Here is an 18,730-nt window from a genome sequence, read left to right as displayed (position 1 = left end):
TTCAAATATGAATGCAGTTGTGATTGCTGTTATTGTCATGCTTATATTAAGCCTGCTGCGAGTCAATGTTGTTCTTGCCTTGATTGTGGGCGCTCTTGCAGGAGGTCTGACGGGCGGTCTCGGTCTCGGCCAGACGGTCAGCGTATTCACGGAAGGACTCGGCGGGAACGCAACCGTCGCTGTCAGCTACGCGCTCCTCGGCGCATTTGCGGTCGCTTTGACGAAAACGGGTCTTCCGGATGCCATGGTTGAAGCTGCTGTCAAGCTGATCGGCAAAGAAGGCGATACAAGGCGCAAAACCCTTTCAAAAGCGCTGATCGTTTTCGTGATTTTAATCATTTCTTGTATGTCTCAAAATATCGTTCCGGTTCATATCGCATTTATCCCTGTTTTAATACCGCCGCTATTGAAAATTTTGAATGAGCTGCAAGTGGACCGCCGCCTGATTGCGTGTGCGATGACATTCGGATTGACAGCTCCGTATGTTTTGCTTCCCGTCGGCTTCGGTCAGATTTTCCAGGGGATTTTGAAAGACAATATGAAAGATGCCGGCCTTTCGGTCACATTGGCTGATATTCCGATCGCCATGATCATCCCGATCGCCGGGATGATTGCCGGTTTGGCTGCTGCTGCTTTTGTGTACCGCAAACCGCGCACGTACGAAATGAAGGAAATCGCCGGTCAAAAATCGGCGGCTTATACGAAAAAAAGCCTTTCGATTGCCGCTTTGGCCATCGCTGTATCACTAAGCGTACAGCTTTATTTGTCTCAAAGTTTAGACGTCGACGGAATGATCTTCGGCGCGCTCAGCGGTTTGGCGGTCTTGTTTTTAAGCGGAGCGATGAAGCGCGGCGAAGCGGACGAATTGATCACAAACGGCATGAACATGATGGCGTTTATCGGATTTGTGATGCTGGCCGCCGCCGGTTTTGCCAATGTGCTTGAGAAAACGGGCGATGTCAAAGCTCTTGTTGAAGCGTCAACAGGTTTCATCAACAATAATCAAGTGATCGGTGCATTGCTGATGCTGATTGTCGGTTTATTGATCACAATGGGGATCGGTTCATCATTTGCGACGATTCCGATTATCGCAACGATATTTGTGCCGCTTTGCATGCAGCTTGGCTTCAGTCCGATGGCGACCATCGCTATTATCGGGACGGCGGCGGCTCTCGGGGACGCCGGTTCACCTGCGAGCGACAGCACGCTTGGCCCGACATCAGGCTTAAATGCAGACGGACAGCACCACCACATTTGGGACACTTGTGTTCCGACATTCATCTTTTATAATATTCCGCTGATTTTGTTTGGCTGGATCGCGGCGATTGTTCTTTAAAAAAATTCCCCTCACTTTGAGGGGAATTTTTTTCTATGTTTGTTAAAATAAAAAGAGAACCGCACCGCCTGCTCTTAATCAATAGGTCGGGTTTCTTCTGAAGCCTGCGCCTTTTTGAACCGCCCGGAAAACCTTTGAGGCGAGCGCGGCGAGCAGAACGGAGAATGCCAAGTCTTTCACGAAGAACCAGGTCATCATCTTCCAAACGGCTGAATAAGACAACGGTGTATTGAGCCAAGTTGAAAACGCGAGATACGTATAATTGACGCCAATCAGATAAATGATTAGTGTACCGATCAATGAAGCTGTGAAAAAGTGGCCTGTTCTCGGTTCTGATACTTTGTCCGTGATCCAGCCCGCGGCATATGCGGCAGGAATGTAGGATAGAATAAATCCGGCGCTTCCTTTGAAAAGAACGGAAATACCGCCTGAAAAAGAAGCGAATACGGGAGCGCCTACAAAGCCGACTAACGCATAAACGATCATGGACAGCGCACCTAATTTGCGGCCGAGCAGAAGCCCGGCAAGCAGACAGAAGAAAGGCTGCATCGTAAGCGGAATACCGCCGATTTGCAGAAACGGGGCAAACGAAGTGATATTAGCGCCGATCCCCATGAGGGCGGCAAACATTCCGACAAGCGCCATATCAGCGGCGCGAAGTTTCTTTTTATTCATGATCTTTGTTCCTCCTCAGTGATTCAACACAACCTTATCGTAAGAGATCGTAAAATAGTTTGTCAACCACTTTTTAAACAAAGTTAACAAAGGGGGTTCTTTCGTGTTTTTTGGAAAAACAAAACCGCACAAGTCCGACAGGGTGCCTCCAAACCAAAATGTCACGACATCTTTTCCTGTTCTTCATGCAGGCGATGTTCCGGAATACAAAGACCTCTCAAAATGGAATTTGCAAGTCTACGGACTTGTCGAACAGCCGCTCCTGCTGTCTTTGAATGATCTGCATGACATGCCGCAGAGCGAAGTGTCCAATGATATTCATTGTGTAACAGGCTGGTCCAGGCTCGATAATGTCTGGGAAGGGATCAAAACAAAGGAGATCGCTGAAAGAGTAAAGCCGCTTCCCGAAGCCAAATTTGTCATCTTGCATGCAGAGGAAGGCTGGACGACGAATGTTCCGCTCGAAGACTTCTTAAAGAATTCGTCTCTTTTGGCTCATTCCCACAACGGCGCCCCGCTCACACCGGAGCACGGTTTTCCGCTCAGAGCGGTCATGCCGCATCTGTATTTTTGGAAAAGCGCCAAATGGCTGAGGGGCATTCAGTTTACAAAGGAAAACCATCCGGGCTTTTGGGAGAAAAACGGGTACCATATGAGGGGAAATCCTTGGAAAGAAGAAAGGTACAGCTTTGATTAACGGGGGGAGGATGAAATGTTTTTCGTACAGCTGCTCATATTTTGCATGCTGACCGTATGTTTTTGGCTTTTGATCGCATCATTCAAGAAAAAGGCTTTTGCTGTTTTATTTGCGCTGACAGCTACGGCGGTTTTGCCGCTGTTTGCCGCAGCCGGCGATGCCTCAGACAGGACGCTGTGGAGAATCGTTCTGTTTGCGGTGATCCCTGTTTCTGTGATTACCGCAAAATTGATTCAGGATCGGCGGAAAACGGAATAAAAGAAAAAGACAGAGTCTCGGAGCTGTTTCCCGGGGCTCTGTCTTTTTGATGCTATGCACCGGTGGCTGACGACGAATTTTCGATCGCAAGCTCTGCCGGAACGTAATCATAGTTTAAGTCTCTGGCTACGGCTTCATAAGTGATATGGCCGTTTGCTGTGTTTACGCCGGCTTTTAGCGCACGGTTTTCAAGTATCGCTTTTTCCGCGCCCTTATTTGCGATTTCAAGCGCGTACGGAACTGTTACATTCGTCAGTGCGACTGTGGATGTCCGCGGAACTGCCCCGGGCATGTTGGCAACGGCGTAATGGACGATTCCGTGTTTGACATAGGTCGGATTGTCGTGGGTTGTGATGTGATCCACCGTCTCGACGATGCCGCCTTGATCGATTGCGACGTCAACGATCACCGAGCCCGGTTTCATCTGTTTGACCATCTCTTCCGTCACCAAAGTCGGCGCTTTGGCACCCGGGATCAGCACCGCGCAGATGAGGAGATCGGCTTCAGCGACGGCATCAGCGATGTTGACCGGATTGGACATCAAAGTTTTGATTTGGTTGCCGAATTGATCATCAAGCTGGCGCAGACGTTCCGCGCTTAAATCGATCATCGTCACGTCGGCTCCCAGACCCGCCGCGATTTTTGCCGCATTTGTGCCGACAACGCCTCCGCCGATAATCGTCACTTTCCCGCGCGCGACTCCTGGTACCCCGGCCAATAGTATGCCTTTTCCGCCTTTCGGCTTTTCAAGGAACTGGGCGCCGATTTGAGCGGCCATCCGCCCGGCTACCTCTGACATCGGCGTCAGTAAAGGAAGGGAGCGGCCGTCGCTGACCGTTTCATAGGCAATGGCTGTCACGCCTTTTTGCTTTAATGCTTCAGCCAGGGAAGGCTCTGCGGCCAGATGCAGATAAGTGAACAAGATAAGCCCTTCTCTAAAATACGGATATTCTTCAGGAAGCGGCTCTTTGACTTTCATCACCATATCAGCTGCTTCCCAGACGGCTTTCGCCTGTTCTGAGATCTCCGCTCCCACTGAGACGTAATCTTCATTTTCAAACCCGCTTCCAGCCCCCGCGTCTATTTCGATGATGACGCGGTGTCCTGCCGCGATTAGTTGAGAAGCTGCACCGGGAGTCAAGGCAACACGGTTTTCATTGTTTTTGATTTCTTTCGGTACGCCGATAATCATCCCATCATTCCTCCTTTTTCTGTAAAAATGCTGTTGTTTTAGTTTATACTGACTTTTTAGAATTTTCTTTGTTTGGATCGAAAAATAAAAAAACATGCATTTGTGGAATTTCACAAATGCATGTTGCGAAGCTTGATTTCCAGATAAATCGTAAATTTTTCATTGATGTTTTTTAAATCGATTTCGGCGATTTTACTGATGCGCTTCAGCCTGTAGTTCAGCGTGTTGACGTGAATGTTCAGCTTTTTGGCGGCGGTGTTGACGTTGCTGTCGCATTCGATAAACTGCTCAAGCGTCTCGACAAGATTGGAGTGGTGCTCCTTGTCATATGCTTCAAGCTGCATTAAAGAATAGTTTGGATAGCTTGCGTGTTTCCGTTTTTCGCTGAGCACGTCGAGATACTGATAGATGCCGAGTTCTGAAAAGCTGACGAGCTGCCTTGTTTCTTCGGGAAAACGCTCCTTGACCTTCAGCGCCGAGAGCGCTTCCTGATAAGACTGGTGTACAAGGGTGATCAAGCTGTACATTCCGCCGATCGCAATCGTGCAGTTGTTCAGTTTATAGCGCTCTTCAAGCTGCTTTTGTATATTCGCGGCAAATTGCTTTAAATCATTGAACGGCTGTCCCTTTTGCCCCGTTTTTGGCGAAGCAAGGACAATCAGCTCATTATAATCGATTGTAGCCAGAAGAATTTGCACCTGCTGAGTCGTCTCCAGCAAGTAGTGGAGCTGTTTTTCGGTTTTTTCTTCGATTTCGTCTTTCAGCCGGATGATGATGACCGAGTAAGTTGAAGGTACCCCGATACCAAGCTGATGAAAGCCGTCGGAGATCTCCTGATCTTCCGAAATATGCCCGGTCAAGAGCTTCCAGAAAAATTCCTGGCTGCGCTGTTCATTTTTTCTTTTTCGGACTTGATAAGGCAGCAGCTTGTTTTTGACGGAATCCGCAGCCAGCTTCAAAAGATGAAGCTCGTCTTCCGACAGCGTTTTTTGGCTTTCCAGCGCCCAGATAAAACCGATAACCTCGCTGTTTTTCCAGATTGATATCGCCACGCGGCTCGACAGGCCGACTTCATCGATTTGCTCGACCCTGATCGGTTCGTCGGTTTTCATCAAGGCGGGAATCGTTCCATCTTTCCAAAGCTTGTTGATGACCTTTTCCGGCACGCGTCTTCCGATGATCGTTGACGTTCTCGCCGGGTCCGTGTAGTCGCTGTGGGTGCTGTAAGCAAGGAGACGGTGGTTGATGTCTTCTATTGTAATCGGACAGTCCAGCACCTCGCTGATATGATCTGCCACATCTTCTAAACGGTCATATTGATATTTAAAAGGATTGTTTCGATTGTTCATAAAAAAACCCCTACTTTTATGTTTGCATGAAAAAATTTTGACATATACCCATCTTACTTTTATTATGAATATAGTTGTTTGTTAAAATCAACAAAAAAGTCGCTGACGATTTATTATTTTTCATAAACGTAGCGATGTATTACACCAAATTTAATTATTCTGAAATAAGAGGAGTAGGAACATTGGCGATTCTAGAGAAAATCAACGGCTTTTTATGGGGAGTCCCGGGCATCATTCTGCTTGTGGGAACCGGTTTATTTTTGACGTTCATCCTACGGGGGCTTCAATTTAAAAGATTGATATATGCATTCAAACTTGCATTCGGGAAAGAGAAAGAATCAGCCGGAGCAGACGGTGATGTCAGCAATTTCAAGGCGCTGATGACGACGCTTGCCGGAACGATCGGAAACGGGAATATTGCCGGTGTAGCCACGGCGATTACGGTTGGAGGTCCGGGGGCTTTGTTTTGGATGTGGCTCGTCGGTCTTTTAGGGATGGCTACGAAATACAGCGAAGCATTGCTCGCCACGAAATACCGCGTCAAAAATGAGCGGGGCGAATATTCGGGCGGACCGATGTACTATGTCGAAAAAGGGCTCGGGAAGAAGTGGAAGCCGCTTGCCGTTTTATTTGCATTGTCAGGTGTGCTTGCCTCTTTTGGAATCGGGGATTCCGTCCAGTCCAACACGATTTCGGAAGTCGTCACACACAGCTTCGGAATTCCAGGCTGGATCATCGGTCTTGTGCTCGCGATATTGACAGCCGCGATCATCTTCGGCGGTTTTCAGCGTGTCAGCACGGTGGCGAGCATTTTCGTGCCGGTCATGGCGATTCTTTATATCGGCGGCTCACTGATCATTATTTTCCTTCATTATGATCAAATCATTCCGGCGTTCCAGCTGATTTTTTATCACGCCTTCAATCCGGTGTCAGCCGCTGGGGGCTTTACAGGTGTAGTCGTGTCTGAGGCGATCAGAAACGGCATGTCGAAAGGAATCTTTTCAAATGAAGCGGGTCTTGGTACCGCTGCTTTGATCGCAGGAAACGCGAAATCCGATCACCCCGTCAAGGCTGCTTTGGTTGCGATGACGGGAACATTCATCGTCACATTGATCGTATGTACAATGACCGGGCTCGTCCTCATTATTACGGGATTTTGGGATCCTTCAGGCGGTCTGCTTTCTGGTGTTGCCCACGATACATCGCTTGACGCCGGCGCGCTGACAAACGCCGCGTTTGCTTCTTCGCTCGGAGCCGCGGGTAAATACATCGTGACGTTTTCAGTTATTTTCTTCGGCTATTCAACCATTGTCGGTTGGTATGTATATGGAGAAAAATGTCTGGAATATTTAGTTGGTTTAAAATGGGTGCCGGTTTACCGTGTCGTTTATGTCATCGCTGCATATTACGGTGCAGTCGCAAGCCTCAATACTGTATGGGCTTTTGCCGACATGGCGAACGCATTAATGATGATCCCGAACTTAATCGCCCTTGTGCTCTTATGGAAAGTCATTCGGGCGGAAACTGACGATTTCTTTTTGCACCATTATAATAAGGAAAAACAAAAATCAGCCGGCTTGAAAGCGGGCTGATCGAGACAAGCCTGCCTCTCTTAGAGGCGGGCTTTTTTTGCGCTTATGCAATCCTTCCTTTATCCTATGGAAACGGTTCAGACCCAAGTGGGTACACAGAACCATGTCATTTGATTCAAATGTTACGAGAGAAGAAAATTGAGATAATTTTACTAGATTTCTATAATTTTTGCTGGGTGGAAATAGAGGAATGATAAACCTTTAGACTCATTTTGTAAAATAACAACAGATTTGTTTGACTGTGCCTCAATCTTGTTTTTATAATAAAAGCGTTCAAAAAAATAAGTTATTTAGCCCATATCTAGGGCGAATAGCGCAGGAGGTATAAGGAATATGTCAGGAATCATTCGTGTTACGCCGGCTGAATTGCGGCAAATGGCTGACAGATATCAAAAAGAAAGCGGAGATGTGACTGAACAGGTCAATCAGCGCCTTGATCAAATGATCAACCAGCTTCAAGATATGTGGGAAGGTGAATCAAGCCGTGCGTTCTCAGAGCAATATCAAGAGCTAAGACCTTCTTTTATTAAAATGGCTGAACTTCTAAGCGACGTTTCTAAACAACTTCATCAGACTGCTAACACTCTTGAAAGCACTGACCAAGACATCGCTAGCCAAATCCGCGGCTAATTTACAGATTAGAAGAATGAGAGAAGCGCCTAATTCAAAAGAAGATGACGGCGCTTTTTCTATTGAGAGGTGATGAACTGGTGTATGTTGACATTACCATCGATTTAAAACATTACGACGGCAGCGCCTTTGACCTCAGACTGTCGGATTACCATTCTGTTAAAAAGGTAATCGACATCGCGTGGCAAGCCAAAAGCATACCGGTACCTCCCCGGGAAGGCTACTGGGTAAGGGTGACAAATAAAGATGCCGTTTTTTCAGGCGAATATACATTATCGCAATGCGGAATTACGACAGGTGACCGCCTGGAAATTTTATGAAAGGATCTGGGTGAATGGCAGAGAAAAAGAAAACGTATCTCGAAGACCAATTAGAGGCCGTCATGACGAAAGAAGACGGTTCATATATCTTTCGTTTTCAAAGAGAAAAGATCAATCTTGTGAACGGCTTGGAAGCAAACGTCATCAAAGAAGTCGATCCTTCCTTTAATAAAGAAACCGTCATGACCGATGATGAAGTCCAAATTTTGATTCAGCCCCCTTCCGAATATAAAGAATTTCGTTATATAAAAGGAAAAAATAAAAAAAGCAAATGGCTTTTTGCGTACCAGCTCGTGAAAGCCGTTGAAGAACATTCAATTAAAAGGCTGCACCTGATCGCTGCGCCTGAAAATATTGTTTTTGACAAAGGATTAACACCTAAATTTTTACATTATGGAGTGAAAGAAAGCATTCCGCCATATGAACACGACGAAGAAAGACTTTTCAATGAAGTGAAAGCCGCCGCTGCGCTTGCTGTCGATGGGCAGTTTACTTTTGAAGAGTATTTAAAATACAGCGAAACCATCAAGTTTTCAGACCAGGTAAAAGACATCATCACAAGCGGGACGTACGGCGATTTGAAAGCCGTCATTCAAAAGAAGATCGATGAACTGGATGCCGAAGAAAAAACGCTTGTCCATCTTCCGAAAAAGAAATGGAAGATTCAAAGGTACATAGGGTTAGGACTTATTTTATGCTTAATACCGGCTGTTTTATTTTCCTTCTACTCATTATTCTTTGCACAACCGAAACAGCAGGCGTTTATCGAAAGCAACCGCTACTTCTTAAATAAACAGTACAGCAAAGTCATCAGTACGCTTGATAAATATGATGCCGGCGAGATGCCTGATTCTGTTCAATATCAGCTGGCTTATTCGTATATCATCGTTGACAATGTACTGAAGGAAGCGGATTTACAGGAAGATGCTATGAAGAGCCTGACGCTTCAAGTCGATCCGAATAACTTCCTTTATTGGATTCAGATCGGACGCGGCGCCAATAAAGAAGCGCTTGAGACGGCCCGTAAGCTGGAAAACAATGCACAGATTATGTTGGCACTTATGAAATATACAGATGACATTAAAGCTGATGATAAATTGTCCAGTGATGAGAGGCAGAAACAGCTGGAACCGCTCGAAAAAGAACTTGAAGAATTGAAGCGGACAGCAGATGAACAGAAAGCTAAAACTGATGAAAACCAGCAGGCAAACACCGAGCAAAGCCAGGCGGACGTAGAAGCCGCAAAGGCTGAAAAGGAGAAAGCCGAGCAAGAGCAGGCGAAAAAAGAAAATAAAGAAAAGGAAGACAAAAAGAAAAAAGATGATAAATAAAAGCGAAAACACCTGTTGTTGGCAGGAGGCGGGGAAATGAGTCTGTTATGGATTTTTTATCATAAAAACTATCAAAAAATAAAACTGGATGATCAGAACAGCCGCACGCTCACCATCGGGCCGGATTTGAAACATTCTGTCACGATCAAGCATTTTTCGTTTGAAAAAGGCCCGGTGGTACTGGAAAAGCAGAAGGACTCAGACGCTTTCAACGTGCAGCTGGGAGGGGAGACTGTTTCTTCTTTAAAGCTTGGCGGAAAGGCGTCCGTCCAAAGCGGCGCTGAACAGCTGACACTTTTTTTAGCCGAAGAATCCGACAGCGTTCCCGCCTACTATTTGGGAGAGAGACAGGAAGTCGTCATTTCTTCCCTTGATCAAGAAGCGGATGTTTATTTCAATGAAACGGATTCATTCTTTGGAGAAAAAGGTACATTCTCCTTCATCCGCCTCGACGGGCGATGGAATGTCCTGCCGAATGGCGCCAAAATTTATTTGAACGGAGAAGAAGTGTCCGCTTCGGTCTCCGTGCAAAATGGAGACGAAATCGCATTTGGACTGAATATTCTTCGCATCATTGAAGATGACCTCTTGGAAATCGAGGGGTTCGGGCAATATGATACGTCTTTGGAGAACATTCTCAAGCCGAGCTCGGAGACAAAAAATAAATATCCGCAATACCGCAGGCCGCCGAGAATGATTTACGATCTGCCGGATGAAAAGATATCCTTCAGCTTCCCGGCACAGGAAAGCGACGGAGACAACAGAGGCTTATGGCTGATGATTCTGCCTCCGATCGTCATGTTGCTCGTCATGGGGATCGTGGCGCTCATTCAGCCGCGGGGAATTTTTATCATCGTCTCCCTTGCGATGTTTATGATGACGCTGATTACGTCAACCGTGCAGTACTTCCGCGACAAAAATCAGCGTAAAAAAAGAGAAGAAAAAAGAGAGCGGGTCTACACCCTTTACCTTGAAAACAAAAAGAAAGAGCTGCACGAACTTGCAGAAAGGCAAAAGTTCGTCCTTGATTTCCATTTTCCTACATTCGAGAGAATGAAATATTTAACAAAGGAGATCAGCGGACGGATTTGGGAAAAATCGATTGAAAGCGCCGATTTTCTGCAAATCCGCCTTGGAACCGGAAATGTTGCATCTTCATACCAAATCAATTTGAACGGCGGAGATTTGGCCAATCGCGATACAGACCATCTCCTTGAACAAACGCAAAAAATGGAAGAGGTCTACAGAGAACTGAAAAATGCACCGATCACCGTGAATCTTGCTGAAGGCCCGATGGGCGTCGTCGGAAAATTGTCCGTCGTCAAAAATGAAATTCATCAGCTTGTCGGCCAGCTCGCATTTTTCCACAGCTATCATGATTTGCGCTTTATCTTTATTTTTGACGAAGCCGAGTATCAAGAATGGGAATGGATGAAGTGGCTTCCGCATTTTCAGATGCCTCATATTTATGCGAAAGGGTTTATTTACAACGAACAGACAAGAGATCAGCTCCTTTCAAGCATATATGAAATTTTGAGAGAACGGGATTTAGATGAAAACAAAAAGAAAACTTTGTATAAGCCGCACTTTGTGTTTATCATCACAAATCAGCAGCTCATCGCGGAACACGTCATTTTAGAATATTTGGAAGGCAAGCAGAAAAACCTCGGAGTGTCGACAATCGTGGCGGCAGAGACGAAAGAAAGCCTGTCCGAAAACATTCATACTCTTGTTCGTTATATTACTGAACAGGAAGGCGACATTTTGATCAAGCAAAAGAAAGCCGTCCAGATCCCGTTTCAGCTGGATCACCACAACAGAGAAGACAACGAACTGTTTTCCCGGACGCTGAGAACGCTTGACCACCAGACGGGCATGACGAATTCGATTCCTGATACCGTATCGTTTCTCGAACTGTTCCAAGTGAAGGAAGTCGATGACATCGGTATTGGCCAAAAATGGTTGACAAGCGAATCGGCCAAATCTTTGGCCGTACCGATCGGCTATAAAGGAAAAGACGACATTGTTCATTTAAATCTTCACGAAAAAGCCCACGGCCCCCACGGGCTGCTTGCCGGAACGACCGGTTCGGGTAAAAGTGAATTTTTGCAGACTTATATTTTGTCTTTGGCCGTTCACTTCCACCCGCATGAAGTCGCATTTTTGTTAATCGACTACAAAGGGGGCGGAATGGCGCAGCCGTTCCGGAACATCCCGCATTTGCTCGGAACGATTACTAACATTGAAGGCAGCAAGAACTTCAGCAACCGGGCGCTGGCGTCCATTAAGAGTGAGCTGAAGAAAAGGCAGCGGCTCTTTGATCAGTATAAAGTCAACCATATCAATGACTATACAAAGCTTTACAAACAGAAAAAAGCGAAAACGGCGATGCCGCACCTTTTCTTAATTTCAGACGAATTTGCCGAGCTGAAAAGCGAAGAACCGGAATTTATCCGCGAGCTTGTCAGCGCGGCAAGGATCGGCCGAAGTCTCGGGGTGCACTTAATCTTGGCGACGCAAAAACCGGGCGGCATCATCGACGACCAGATTTGGAGTAACTCCAGATTCAAGGTCGCCTTGAAGGTTCAGGATGCGAATGACAGTAAAGAAATCCTTAAAAATGGGGATGCGGCTACCATCACGGTAACGGGCCGCGGTTATTTGCAAGTCGGCAACAATGAGGTGTATGAACTGTTCCAGTCTGCATGGAGCGGCGCCCCTTACATGGAGGACGGCTACGGCACAGAGGATGAAGTGGCGATCGTCACAGACACCGGTTTAATTCCTTTGTCAGACGTTGACGCCGATCATACTGCGAAAAAAGAGGCCGTAACGGAAATTTCCGCAGTCGTCGAACAAATTGAACGGATTCAAGAGGAAATGGGAATCGAGAAGCTTCCGAGCCCTTGGCTGCCGCCTCTTGAAGAGCGCATACCTAAAACACGCTACCCGTCTGAGGAAGCGGATGCCTTTAACTTTGCTTATATCGATGAACCTGAAAAGCAAAGCCAGGAGCCGATCAGCTATCGCATGATGGATGACGGCAATATCGGCATCGTCGGATCGTCAGGCTACGGAAAATCCCTAACCGCTACGACGTTCATGATGAGCTTTGCCGAACAATATACACCGGAAGAATTGCATTACTACATTTTCGACTTTGGCAACGGAACGCTGCTTCCGCTTGCAAGGCTTCCGCATACCGCGGATTATTTCTTGATGGACCAAACGAGAAAAATCGAGAAATTCATGGTCCGGATCAAGGCGGAAATCGAGCACCGGAAAAATCTTTTCCGCGCAAAAGAAATCAGCCATATCAAGATGTACAATGCGCTGAATGAGGAAAAGCTGCCGTTTATTTTCATAACGGTCGACAACTTTGACATCATTAAAGACGAAATGCATGAACTTGAAAGCGAATTTATCCAGTTTTCACGCGACGGCCAGTCGCTTGGAATTTATTTAATCCTGACCGCGACAAGGGTCAATGCGATCAGACAGTCGCTCTTGAACAACCTGAAAACGAGGGTTGTCCACTACCTGATGGATCAGTCTGAAGCATATTCGATCATCGGAAGGCCGGAATTCAGCCTTGAACCGATCCCTGGACGCGTCATTATCAATAAAGAAAACCAATACTTCGCACAAATGTTTATGCCTGTGGAAGCGGACAATGATATCGAGCTGTTTGAACGGATCAAATCCGACATTCAGGCGATCGCAGAACGGTCGGAAGGCATGAGAAAGCCGGCGCCTGTGCCGATGCTGCCGCTGGAGCTTTCCGTTACGCAGTTTGTGAGAGATTATCCGCTTCAGCCTGAAAGAGGCCTTATTCCAATGGGACTCGATGAAGAATCTGTCGAACCGGTATACTTTAACCTTGAGAAAAATAAGCACTGCCTCATCATGGGTCAGACGCAGCGCGGAAAAACAAACGTCATCAAGATCATGCTCGAGCACCTGCTTGACCATGACACGAAAAAAATTGCCGTGTTTGATTCGATAGACAGAGGGCTTTCTCAATATGCGACAGAGGATCAAATCAGCTATCTTGAAACAAAAGACGACATTATGCTCTGGCTGGCTGAGACGGAAGAAATTTGCCGGACAAGAGAAGCGATGTATTTGGAAGCCGTTAAACAAGGCGAAATCGCCAACCTTGATTTTTCACCGATGGTCTTTATCGTCGACGGACTTTCACGGTTCCAGCAGACAATCGACGCATCTATTCAGGATAAAATGGCGATGTTTATGAAGTCATACGCCCATTTAGGCTTCCACTTTATACCTGCCGGAAATCACAGCGAGTTCACAAAAGGCTATGATTCGCTGACAAGCGAAGTCAAGCAGGTCAGACACGCCATGCTATTGATGAAAAAATCCGAGCAGAATTTGATTCAGCTCCCATATGAACGCCAGGAGCCGGAAATTCTCCCGGGCTTTGGCTATATCGTTGAAAACGGCAAAGAGAGGAAAATTCAAATTCCTTTATGTGCCGTAGAAAGGAAGAAAACGAAATGACGGAACAACAAAAAAGCACGCTGAAAATTATCAGCGCCTTCGTCACGATCATCTTGCTGCCCGTCTTGTTCTTTCATTTCATCGGTGAGAACCCGACGAAAAAGGTATCGAACGCGACAAGGGAAATCGCTGTCGTCAATGAAGATACCGGCATTTTGAAAGATGACGGAACCGTTGATGAAGATGCGCTGCTGGGGAACGAAATCTCGGCTTCCCTGGTTGACCGTCCGGACTATAAATGGACGGTCGTCAACCGGAGCGCAGCAGAAAGCGGACTTTCGGAGAAGCAATACGATGCGATTGTCTACATTCCGTCGGACTTTTCGCAAAACATTTTAAGCTATAACCATGAGCGTCCACAAAAAGCGGAGCTGGAATTTAAAATTCAGGACCAGCTTGACGCCGTCAACAAGGAAAAAGTCCAGCGCGAACTTCAAGACGCGCAAAAAACGGTGAGCAAAAAAATGTCTTCCCTGTATTGGCGCTTTGTCAAACAGGGAGTCAAAAAGGTCAGAAAAGAGTTTGACAGCATCGTAAACAAAGAATCAGAGTTCCAAAACGCGATGTACAATTTTTACAAGCCGAGCTCCAACAATTTAGCGGGCGAAGTAGAAAGACAAAAAGAGATGATCGACAGACTGAAAGAATCGATCAATGAAACAGAAGGCACATCAAAAGAGCGCAACGCAGGCGTAGAAGAATCCAAAAAACAATTGGACAGCTTCGTCGACAACGTCAATCAGTACAAACAATATCAAGAAAAGCAGTCGGAACTGCTTCAAGCTGCACAAGCGGACAGTGAAAAGCAAATTCAAGACGGCCTTACGGTGATTAAGGAAAAGCAGTCCATCGTTGCTAATCGCTTCAGTGATAAAATGAGCGGAATGACGACGGCATTTGGAAATTTACAGAATCAGTTTGGATTAGCTGTGAATTCGAATGATAATTTGCAAGAATACCGGTATAATTGGGTTCCGCAGGATCAGCTTGGTAAGATAAGCACTTTACAGAGTGAATTGATTTCTAACTATAAAAGAGAAGCTAGACAAGTGACAATAAATAATATTGAATCTAATTCTGACATGTTAAAGTATCGTGCGGAATTGTTTAAACCTGATAATAAAGAAACGCCAAAAGATGAAGACCCTGAAGATGATGGAAAAGATGATTCAGGTGAAGATGACGATAGTAAAAATATCGAAATAAATTTAGACAATGAAACAGCTGAGCTTGAGAAAATTTCAAAAGAATTAGAGGAATTGTCTAATAACATTCAAACACCAAATAAAGAAGAGCCAGAACCTCCTTCATCTGGGGAGTCAGAAGCCAATACTTCGGATCCCGCAAATACAGGTCAAACAGAAGAAAATAATGTTGATGATACAAATAATGAAGATCCGCCTTCTGCAGGAGAAAGTCCTGATGAACAAGACAGTAATAATCTTGAAGAGTTAAAAAAAGAGTTGAATACGATCTCTGTAAACATTGCAGATGTAAAGTCAAACATTGATCAAAAAACAAAAGAGCATAATGAAGAACTTAAGAAAAAAATTGATAATTTAGATGAAAAAGTAACGAAACTAAATGATAAAATTGATGAATTAAATAATACTGTAGATAAGCTGAATAAAAAGTTTGAAGAGGAAAGAGACAACAATTTTAAGAATATATGTAATAATATAATGAAGCTCGAAAATGAGTTGAAGGATTATGATATTAGCCCTGAAGTGAAAAAGGTTTTTGAAAATCAGGATTTTGTTAATAGAGACATTAATCAATTAATGGATTACTATAATCTATTATCAGTCTATCATGCTACAGTAACAGGGAAATTCAAAGCGAGTTCATCGCTTGAAGAAGGAATGCTCCAAAATAGCAAAGATAAAGTTGATACCGTCCTCAGAGTCGATGAAGACGAAAACACAAAATGGGAAAACCTAAAAAACAACATGCTAGCCACTAGCGAAGATGTTGAAGCTTACACAACAGACATGACCGATTTCGTCAAAAGCTACGGCGATTTCATTAGTGAGAAGCAGACTGACGTGCTGAATGAACTCAGCACGATTTCAGAACGAGCAAATGCCGTATCTGAACAGCTGCGCAATCCGGAAGGCGCCGGAACGGCGGTCATGCAGGGAGACGCGACAGATGGAACGATGGTCATCAGCATGCAGGATACGCTCGGAAATGACATTTTGCAGCTGTCTAACATGCTCGGTTCCTTGTCGGAAACGCAATCAGGCGTCATCGAGTACACGGGCAATATTCAGGAAAGTGTGAACGATGTTCAGAAAAAAGCGGATACCCTGAATTCAAACTGGGGCCAAAATGTCGCGACGACAAAGCTGATCCGCGGAGACGTGTACGGCATTCTCGGCAATGCGTTCGGAGGAAACGACGGATATGTATACGATCATCTGGCAAGTCCGGTGAAAATCAGCGGGGATGTTCCAGAGTCGAAAGCGCAAAACGTACCGCCGGTCGTCATTCTCGTGATTGTGATGCTTTCCAGCTTGCTGATCGGATATTTCAGCCACCATTATCAAAATGCTCCGCTCTTAGTCAGAGGCGCGCTGTTTGGCATTTTGAATATTATTGTCGGACTGATGATCAGTCTGTTCGGTTTGAACATTTACTCACTCGCAGACGATCAGGCCGTCATGTGGTCGGTCTTTACGATCTTGCTGCTGGTCGCAAGTTCAGCCATCATCCGGACGGCGTTTATGCTGGGATCGATCGCAGGCGGAATCGCAACAGCCGCTATGGTGCTGTTCTATGTAGCGCCGCTGCTTGACTTGGCGATGCCGAACTTCAGCTTTAACAATCCGGTATCAACCGTATATATGTCGATTCAGTACGGAACTGGAAGCCAGTTTGCACTCGGAATCGGTGCATTAATTTTAATCACGATCATCGCGATTGCTGTTCCTTTTATTATCGATTTTGCAAAATCAAGAACAGAAGAAAGCGAGACTGACCATGATGCTTAATGCGAAATGGGGAAAGAAGGGGATCATGGCAGTCATGCTCTCCTTCTTTCTTTTCACTCCGTTCGTGAAGGCGGAGGAAACCGATAAAGTCGATGTAAAGCCAAACGAGTATGAAAAGCAGGATATTAAAATCGAGACGGACTATCTTCAGGAAGAAGAGACGGAATACAAGGAAGAAATATCAATTCCAGAAGAACTGAAGGAATTCTCATTTACAGATTCGAAAAAAGAAGATGCCATCGAAAAGCTGAAAAGCCTGTCCGGAAGCTTCACGAATGAAAGCAATTCCGTGGCGTCAAAGCTGAAGCAGCTTGACCTGTCATTCTCGGCAAATCCGTCCTTATCGGGACGGGAAGATGACGCTGCGGAAAGCCGGCAATCCATCTTCCTGCCCATTTTATACGGTCTGCTGATCCTCTTATGCATCGCAGGTCTGTTCTTTTTGATTCCGAAAGTCAGCGGGCAGCAGAAAAAATAGGAGCGCTCAACAATGAAAAATCCGAGGTTCTATAAGGTGCTATCTGCATGGTTAGCTTTTGCATTGGCGTCGATTTGGTTATTAATGCTTGTGGCAGTACACGGGCTGCTCATATTAGAATCCATTTTCTATTACATTGTGGTCATCTGCACATTAGGCATCATTTTACTGATATACCCATCGATGAGGGAGGGACACGATCAGGCAATGGCGGACTTTGTCCACTACGGTTATGGCTTGCTAGGCTCGGGTGTGGCACTCGCCATCATGATCTTTGCTTTGATTCGCATTTTAAAAGGGAAATGCGGTTCATGGACGCAAGGTCTGCTTGTTTTTGGGGCAGCTCTCCAGCTGATTGTGTTCGAATGGTTCAGTTTACTGACGGCGGTTTTTTACGTGCTCGCCGCGTTTCTTCCGGAACAGAAAACCGCTGCACTTGAGAAGCAGGCTGATGAATCAGTACAATAATGGATAAGGAGGGACGCCGTATGCATTTATCCATTGTTACCGGAGCGTCAAAAGGGCTTGGCGCCGCGATTGCCGAAGGGCTTTTGCAAAAAGGCCATATTGTTCACGCTGTCTCAAGGACCAAGTCTGAAGTCAGTCATGAGAGGCTGATCCGGCATGAGGCTGATCTGACACAGCTCGCCGAAACAGAAAAGTGGTTTCGGCAATTGACAGAATCTGTCCAAGCCCGCGATTTTACTTCGATCACCTTGATCAACAATGCGGGTATGGTGACGCCGATCAAGCGCGCCGGTGAAGCTGAACCGGAAGAGCTGAGGCTGCATTATGACTTAAATTTGTTAGCTCCGGTGATTCTCAGCCAGCTGTTTACCAAATGGCTCAAGCCATACAAAGGCAAAAAATCGATTGTCAATATATCATCAGGTGCGGCCAAAAACCCTTATAAAGGATGGAGCGCCTACTGCAGTTCAAAAGCGGGGCTCGATATGTTCACGAAAACATTCGGCTTTGAACAGGAAGATCAACCTGATCCGGTGAAAATGATTTCTTTCTCACCGGGGATCATGGATACCGGCATGCAAGAGGTAATACGTTCATCATCGAAAAAAGACTTTCATGAAATTGAACGATTCAAAACCTATCAAACAGAAGGAAAGCTGAGAAGCACGCCTTACGTCGCCGGCGTTCTGCTCGATCTGCTTGAGACCGACTTTGAAAACGGCAGAGTGTATGACATTAAAGAGTTTTTGTGAAAAATAAAAAAACAAGCACATCAAATCGATTGTGCTTGTTTTTATTTTATTATGGCGCCAGCTCATATAGCGGAATTTTAAATATGATGTGTCAGATCAATTGAGATTTACATGAAAATATGTTAGGATTCTAAAAAT

Annotated in this window: 15 protein-coding genes; 12 read left to right on the top strand and 3 right to left on the bottom strand. The window is 45.6% G+C overall.

The window, feature by feature from the left end:
- Nucleotides 1–7: 7 nt before the first annotated feature.
- Complete coding sequence (locus M1D59_RS17475; protein ID WP_023856173.1) at nucleotides 8–1,336, top strand: Na+/H+ antiporter family protein; 1,329 nt, start codon at nucleotides 8–10, stop codon at nucleotides 1,334–1,336.
- A 78-nt stretch (nucleotides 1,337–1,414) separates the two neighbouring features.
- Here the strand turns inward: M1D59_RS17475 and M1D59_RS17470 are convergent, their stop codons facing one another.
- A complete protein-coding gene (locus M1D59_RS17470; RefSeq protein WP_020452815.1) occupies nucleotides 1,415–2,011 on the bottom strand; it encodes a biotin transporter BioY in 597 nt (198 codons plus the stop codon).
- 103 nt (nucleotides 2,012–2,114) lie between these two features.
- On the opposite strand from M1D59_RS17470, the gene M1D59_RS17465 reads away from it, so the two are divergent.
- Entirely contained in the window at nucleotides 2,115–2,708 is a 594-nt protein-coding gene (locus M1D59_RS17465) for a sulfite oxidase-like oxidoreductase (protein WP_059231512.1), read from the top strand.
- 15 nt (nucleotides 2,709–2,723) lie between these two features.
- Nucleotides 2,724–2,966 carry a hypothetical protein gene (locus M1D59_RS17460; protein ID WP_458117559.1) on the top strand — a complete coding sequence of 81 codons (243 nt, stop codon included), beginning with the start codon at nucleotides 2,724–2,726 and terminating at the stop codon, nucleotides 2,964–2,966.
- Between the two features lie 52 nt (nucleotides 2,967–3,018).
- Here M1D59_RS17460 and ald read toward each other — a convergent pair whose 3' ends face one another.
- Complete coding sequence (gene ald, locus M1D59_RS17455) at nucleotides 3,019–4,158, bottom strand: alanine dehydrogenase (protein WP_458117558.1); 1,140 nt, start codon at nucleotides 4,156–4,158, stop codon at nucleotides 3,019–3,021.
- A gap of 110 nt (nucleotides 4,159–4,268) precedes the next feature.
- On the bottom strand, nucleotides 4,269–5,507 hold the full coding sequence (locus M1D59_RS17450; RefSeq protein WP_020452812.1) for a PucR family transcriptional regulator: 1,239 nt from the start codon (nucleotides 5,505–5,507) through the stop codon (nucleotides 4,269–4,271).
- A gap of 182 nt (nucleotides 5,508–5,689) precedes the next feature.
- Between M1D59_RS17450 and M1D59_RS17445 the strand changes: the two genes are divergently transcribed.
- The 9 genes from M1D59_RS17445 to M1D59_RS17405 all read left to right on the top strand — a co-directional run bounded on the left by M1D59_RS17445 (nucleotide 5,690) and on the right by M1D59_RS17405 (nucleotide 18,592).
- Nucleotides 5,690–7,099 (top strand): alanine/glycine:cation symporter family protein, encoded by a 1,410-nt coding sequence (locus M1D59_RS17445; RefSeq protein WP_023856169.1) that lies wholly within the window; start codon nucleotides 5,690–5,692, stop codon nucleotides 7,097–7,099.
- A gap of 333 nt (nucleotides 7,100–7,432) precedes the next feature.
- On the top strand, nucleotides 7,433–7,729 hold the full coding sequence (locus M1D59_RS17440) for a WXG100 family type VII secretion target (RefSeq protein WP_003184900.1): 297 nt from the start codon (nucleotides 7,433–7,435) through the stop codon (nucleotides 7,727–7,729).
- Between the two features lie 80 nt (nucleotides 7,730–7,809).
- A complete protein-coding gene (locus tag M1D59_RS17435; protein WP_020452810.1) occupies nucleotides 7,810–8,049 on the top strand; it encodes an EsaB/YukD family protein in 240 nt (79 codons plus the stop codon).
- A gap of 14 nt (nucleotides 8,050–8,063) precedes the next feature.
- Nucleotides 8,064–9,380 (top strand): type VII secretion protein EssB, encoded by a 1,317-nt coding sequence (gene essB / locus M1D59_RS17430; protein ID WP_245117748.1) that lies wholly within the window; start codon nucleotides 8,064–8,066, stop codon nucleotides 9,378–9,380.
- Between the two features lie 36 nt (nucleotides 9,381–9,416).
- Entirely contained in the window at nucleotides 9,417–13,901 is a 4,485-nt protein-coding gene (essC, locus tag M1D59_RS17425) for a type VII secretion protein EssC (protein WP_023856167.1), read from the top strand.
- Entirely contained in the window at nucleotides 13,898–16,894 is a 2,997-nt protein-coding gene (gene esaA / locus M1D59_RS17420) for a type VII secretion protein EsaA (protein ID WP_059231516.1), read from the top strand. Before essC ends, esaA begins: the two co-directional genes overlap by 4 nt.
- Entirely contained in the window at nucleotides 16,884–17,372 is a 489-nt protein-coding gene (gene essA, locus M1D59_RS17415) for a type VII secretion protein EssA (protein ID WP_025809752.1), read from the top strand. Before esaA ends, essA begins: the two co-directional genes overlap by 11 nt.
- 12 nt (nucleotides 17,373–17,384) lie before the next feature.
- Nucleotides 17,385–17,840, top strand: coding sequence for a hypothetical protein (locus tag M1D59_RS17410; RefSeq protein ID WP_023856164.1), 456 nt, complete (start codon nucleotides 17,385–17,387; stop codon nucleotides 17,838–17,840).
- Nucleotides 17,841–17,860: 20 nt separating this feature from the next.
- Nucleotides 17,861–18,592, top strand: a complete 732-nt coding sequence (locus M1D59_RS17405) for a (S)-benzoin forming benzil reductase (protein ID WP_458117557.1) — start codon at nucleotides 17,861–17,863, stop codon at nucleotides 18,590–18,592.
- Nucleotides 18,593–18,730: the final 138 nt, after the last annotated feature.

It is taken from the genome of Bacillus sp. PK6-026, from assembly GCF_054161455.1.
The sequence above is the reverse complement of the archived record's forward strand: the minus strand, read 5'-3'. Positions and strand labels throughout refer to the sequence as shown.

What these genes read in the sequence shown, in the direction of transcription:
- M1D59_RS17475 (WP_023856173.1), top strand. Translation starts at nt 8, where the DNA reads ATGAATGCAGTTGTGATTGCTGTTATTGTCATGCTTATATTAAGCCTG.
- M1D59_RS17470 (WP_020452815.1), bottom strand. Translation starts at nt 2,011, where the DNA reads ATGAATAAAAAGAAACTTCGCGCCGCTGATATGGCGCTTGTCGGAATG.
- M1D59_RS17460 (WP_458117559.1), top strand. Translation starts at nt 2,724, where the DNA reads ATGTTTTTCGTACAGCTGCTCATATTTTGCATGCTGACCGTATGTTTT.
- ald (WP_458117558.1), bottom strand. Translation starts at nt 4,158, where the DNA reads ATGATTATCGGCGTACCGAAAGAAATCAAAAACAATGAAAACCGTGTT.
- M1D59_RS17450 (WP_020452812.1), bottom strand. Translation starts at nt 5,507, where the DNA reads ATGAACAATCGAAACAATCCTTTTAAATATCAATATGACCGTTTAGAA.
- M1D59_RS17440 (WP_003184900.1), top strand. Translation starts at nt 7,433, where the DNA reads ATGTCAGGAATCATTCGTGTTACGCCGGCTGAATTGCGGCAAATGGCT.
- essB (WP_245117748.1), top strand. Translation starts at nt 8,064, where the DNA reads ATGGCAGAGAAAAAGAAAACGTATCTCGAAGACCAATTAGAGGCCGTC.
- essC (WP_023856167.1), top strand. Translation starts at nt 9,417, where the DNA reads ATGAGTCTGTTATGGATTTTTTATCATAAAAACTATCAAAAAATAAAA.
- esaA (WP_059231516.1), top strand. Translation starts at nt 13,898, where the DNA reads ATGACGGAACAACAAAAAAGCACGCTGAAAATTATCAGCGCCTTCGTC.
- essA (WP_025809752.1), top strand. Translation starts at nt 16,884, where the DNA reads ATGATGCTTAATGCGAAATGGGGAAAGAAGGGGATCATGGCAGTCATG.
- M1D59_RS17410 (WP_023856164.1), top strand. Translation starts at nt 17,385, where the DNA reads ATGAAAAATCCGAGGTTCTATAAGGTGCTATCTGCATGGTTAGCTTTT.
- M1D59_RS17405 (WP_458117557.1), top strand. Translation starts at nt 17,861, where the DNA reads ATGCATTTATCCATTGTTACCGGAGCGTCAAAAGGGCTTGGCGCCGCG.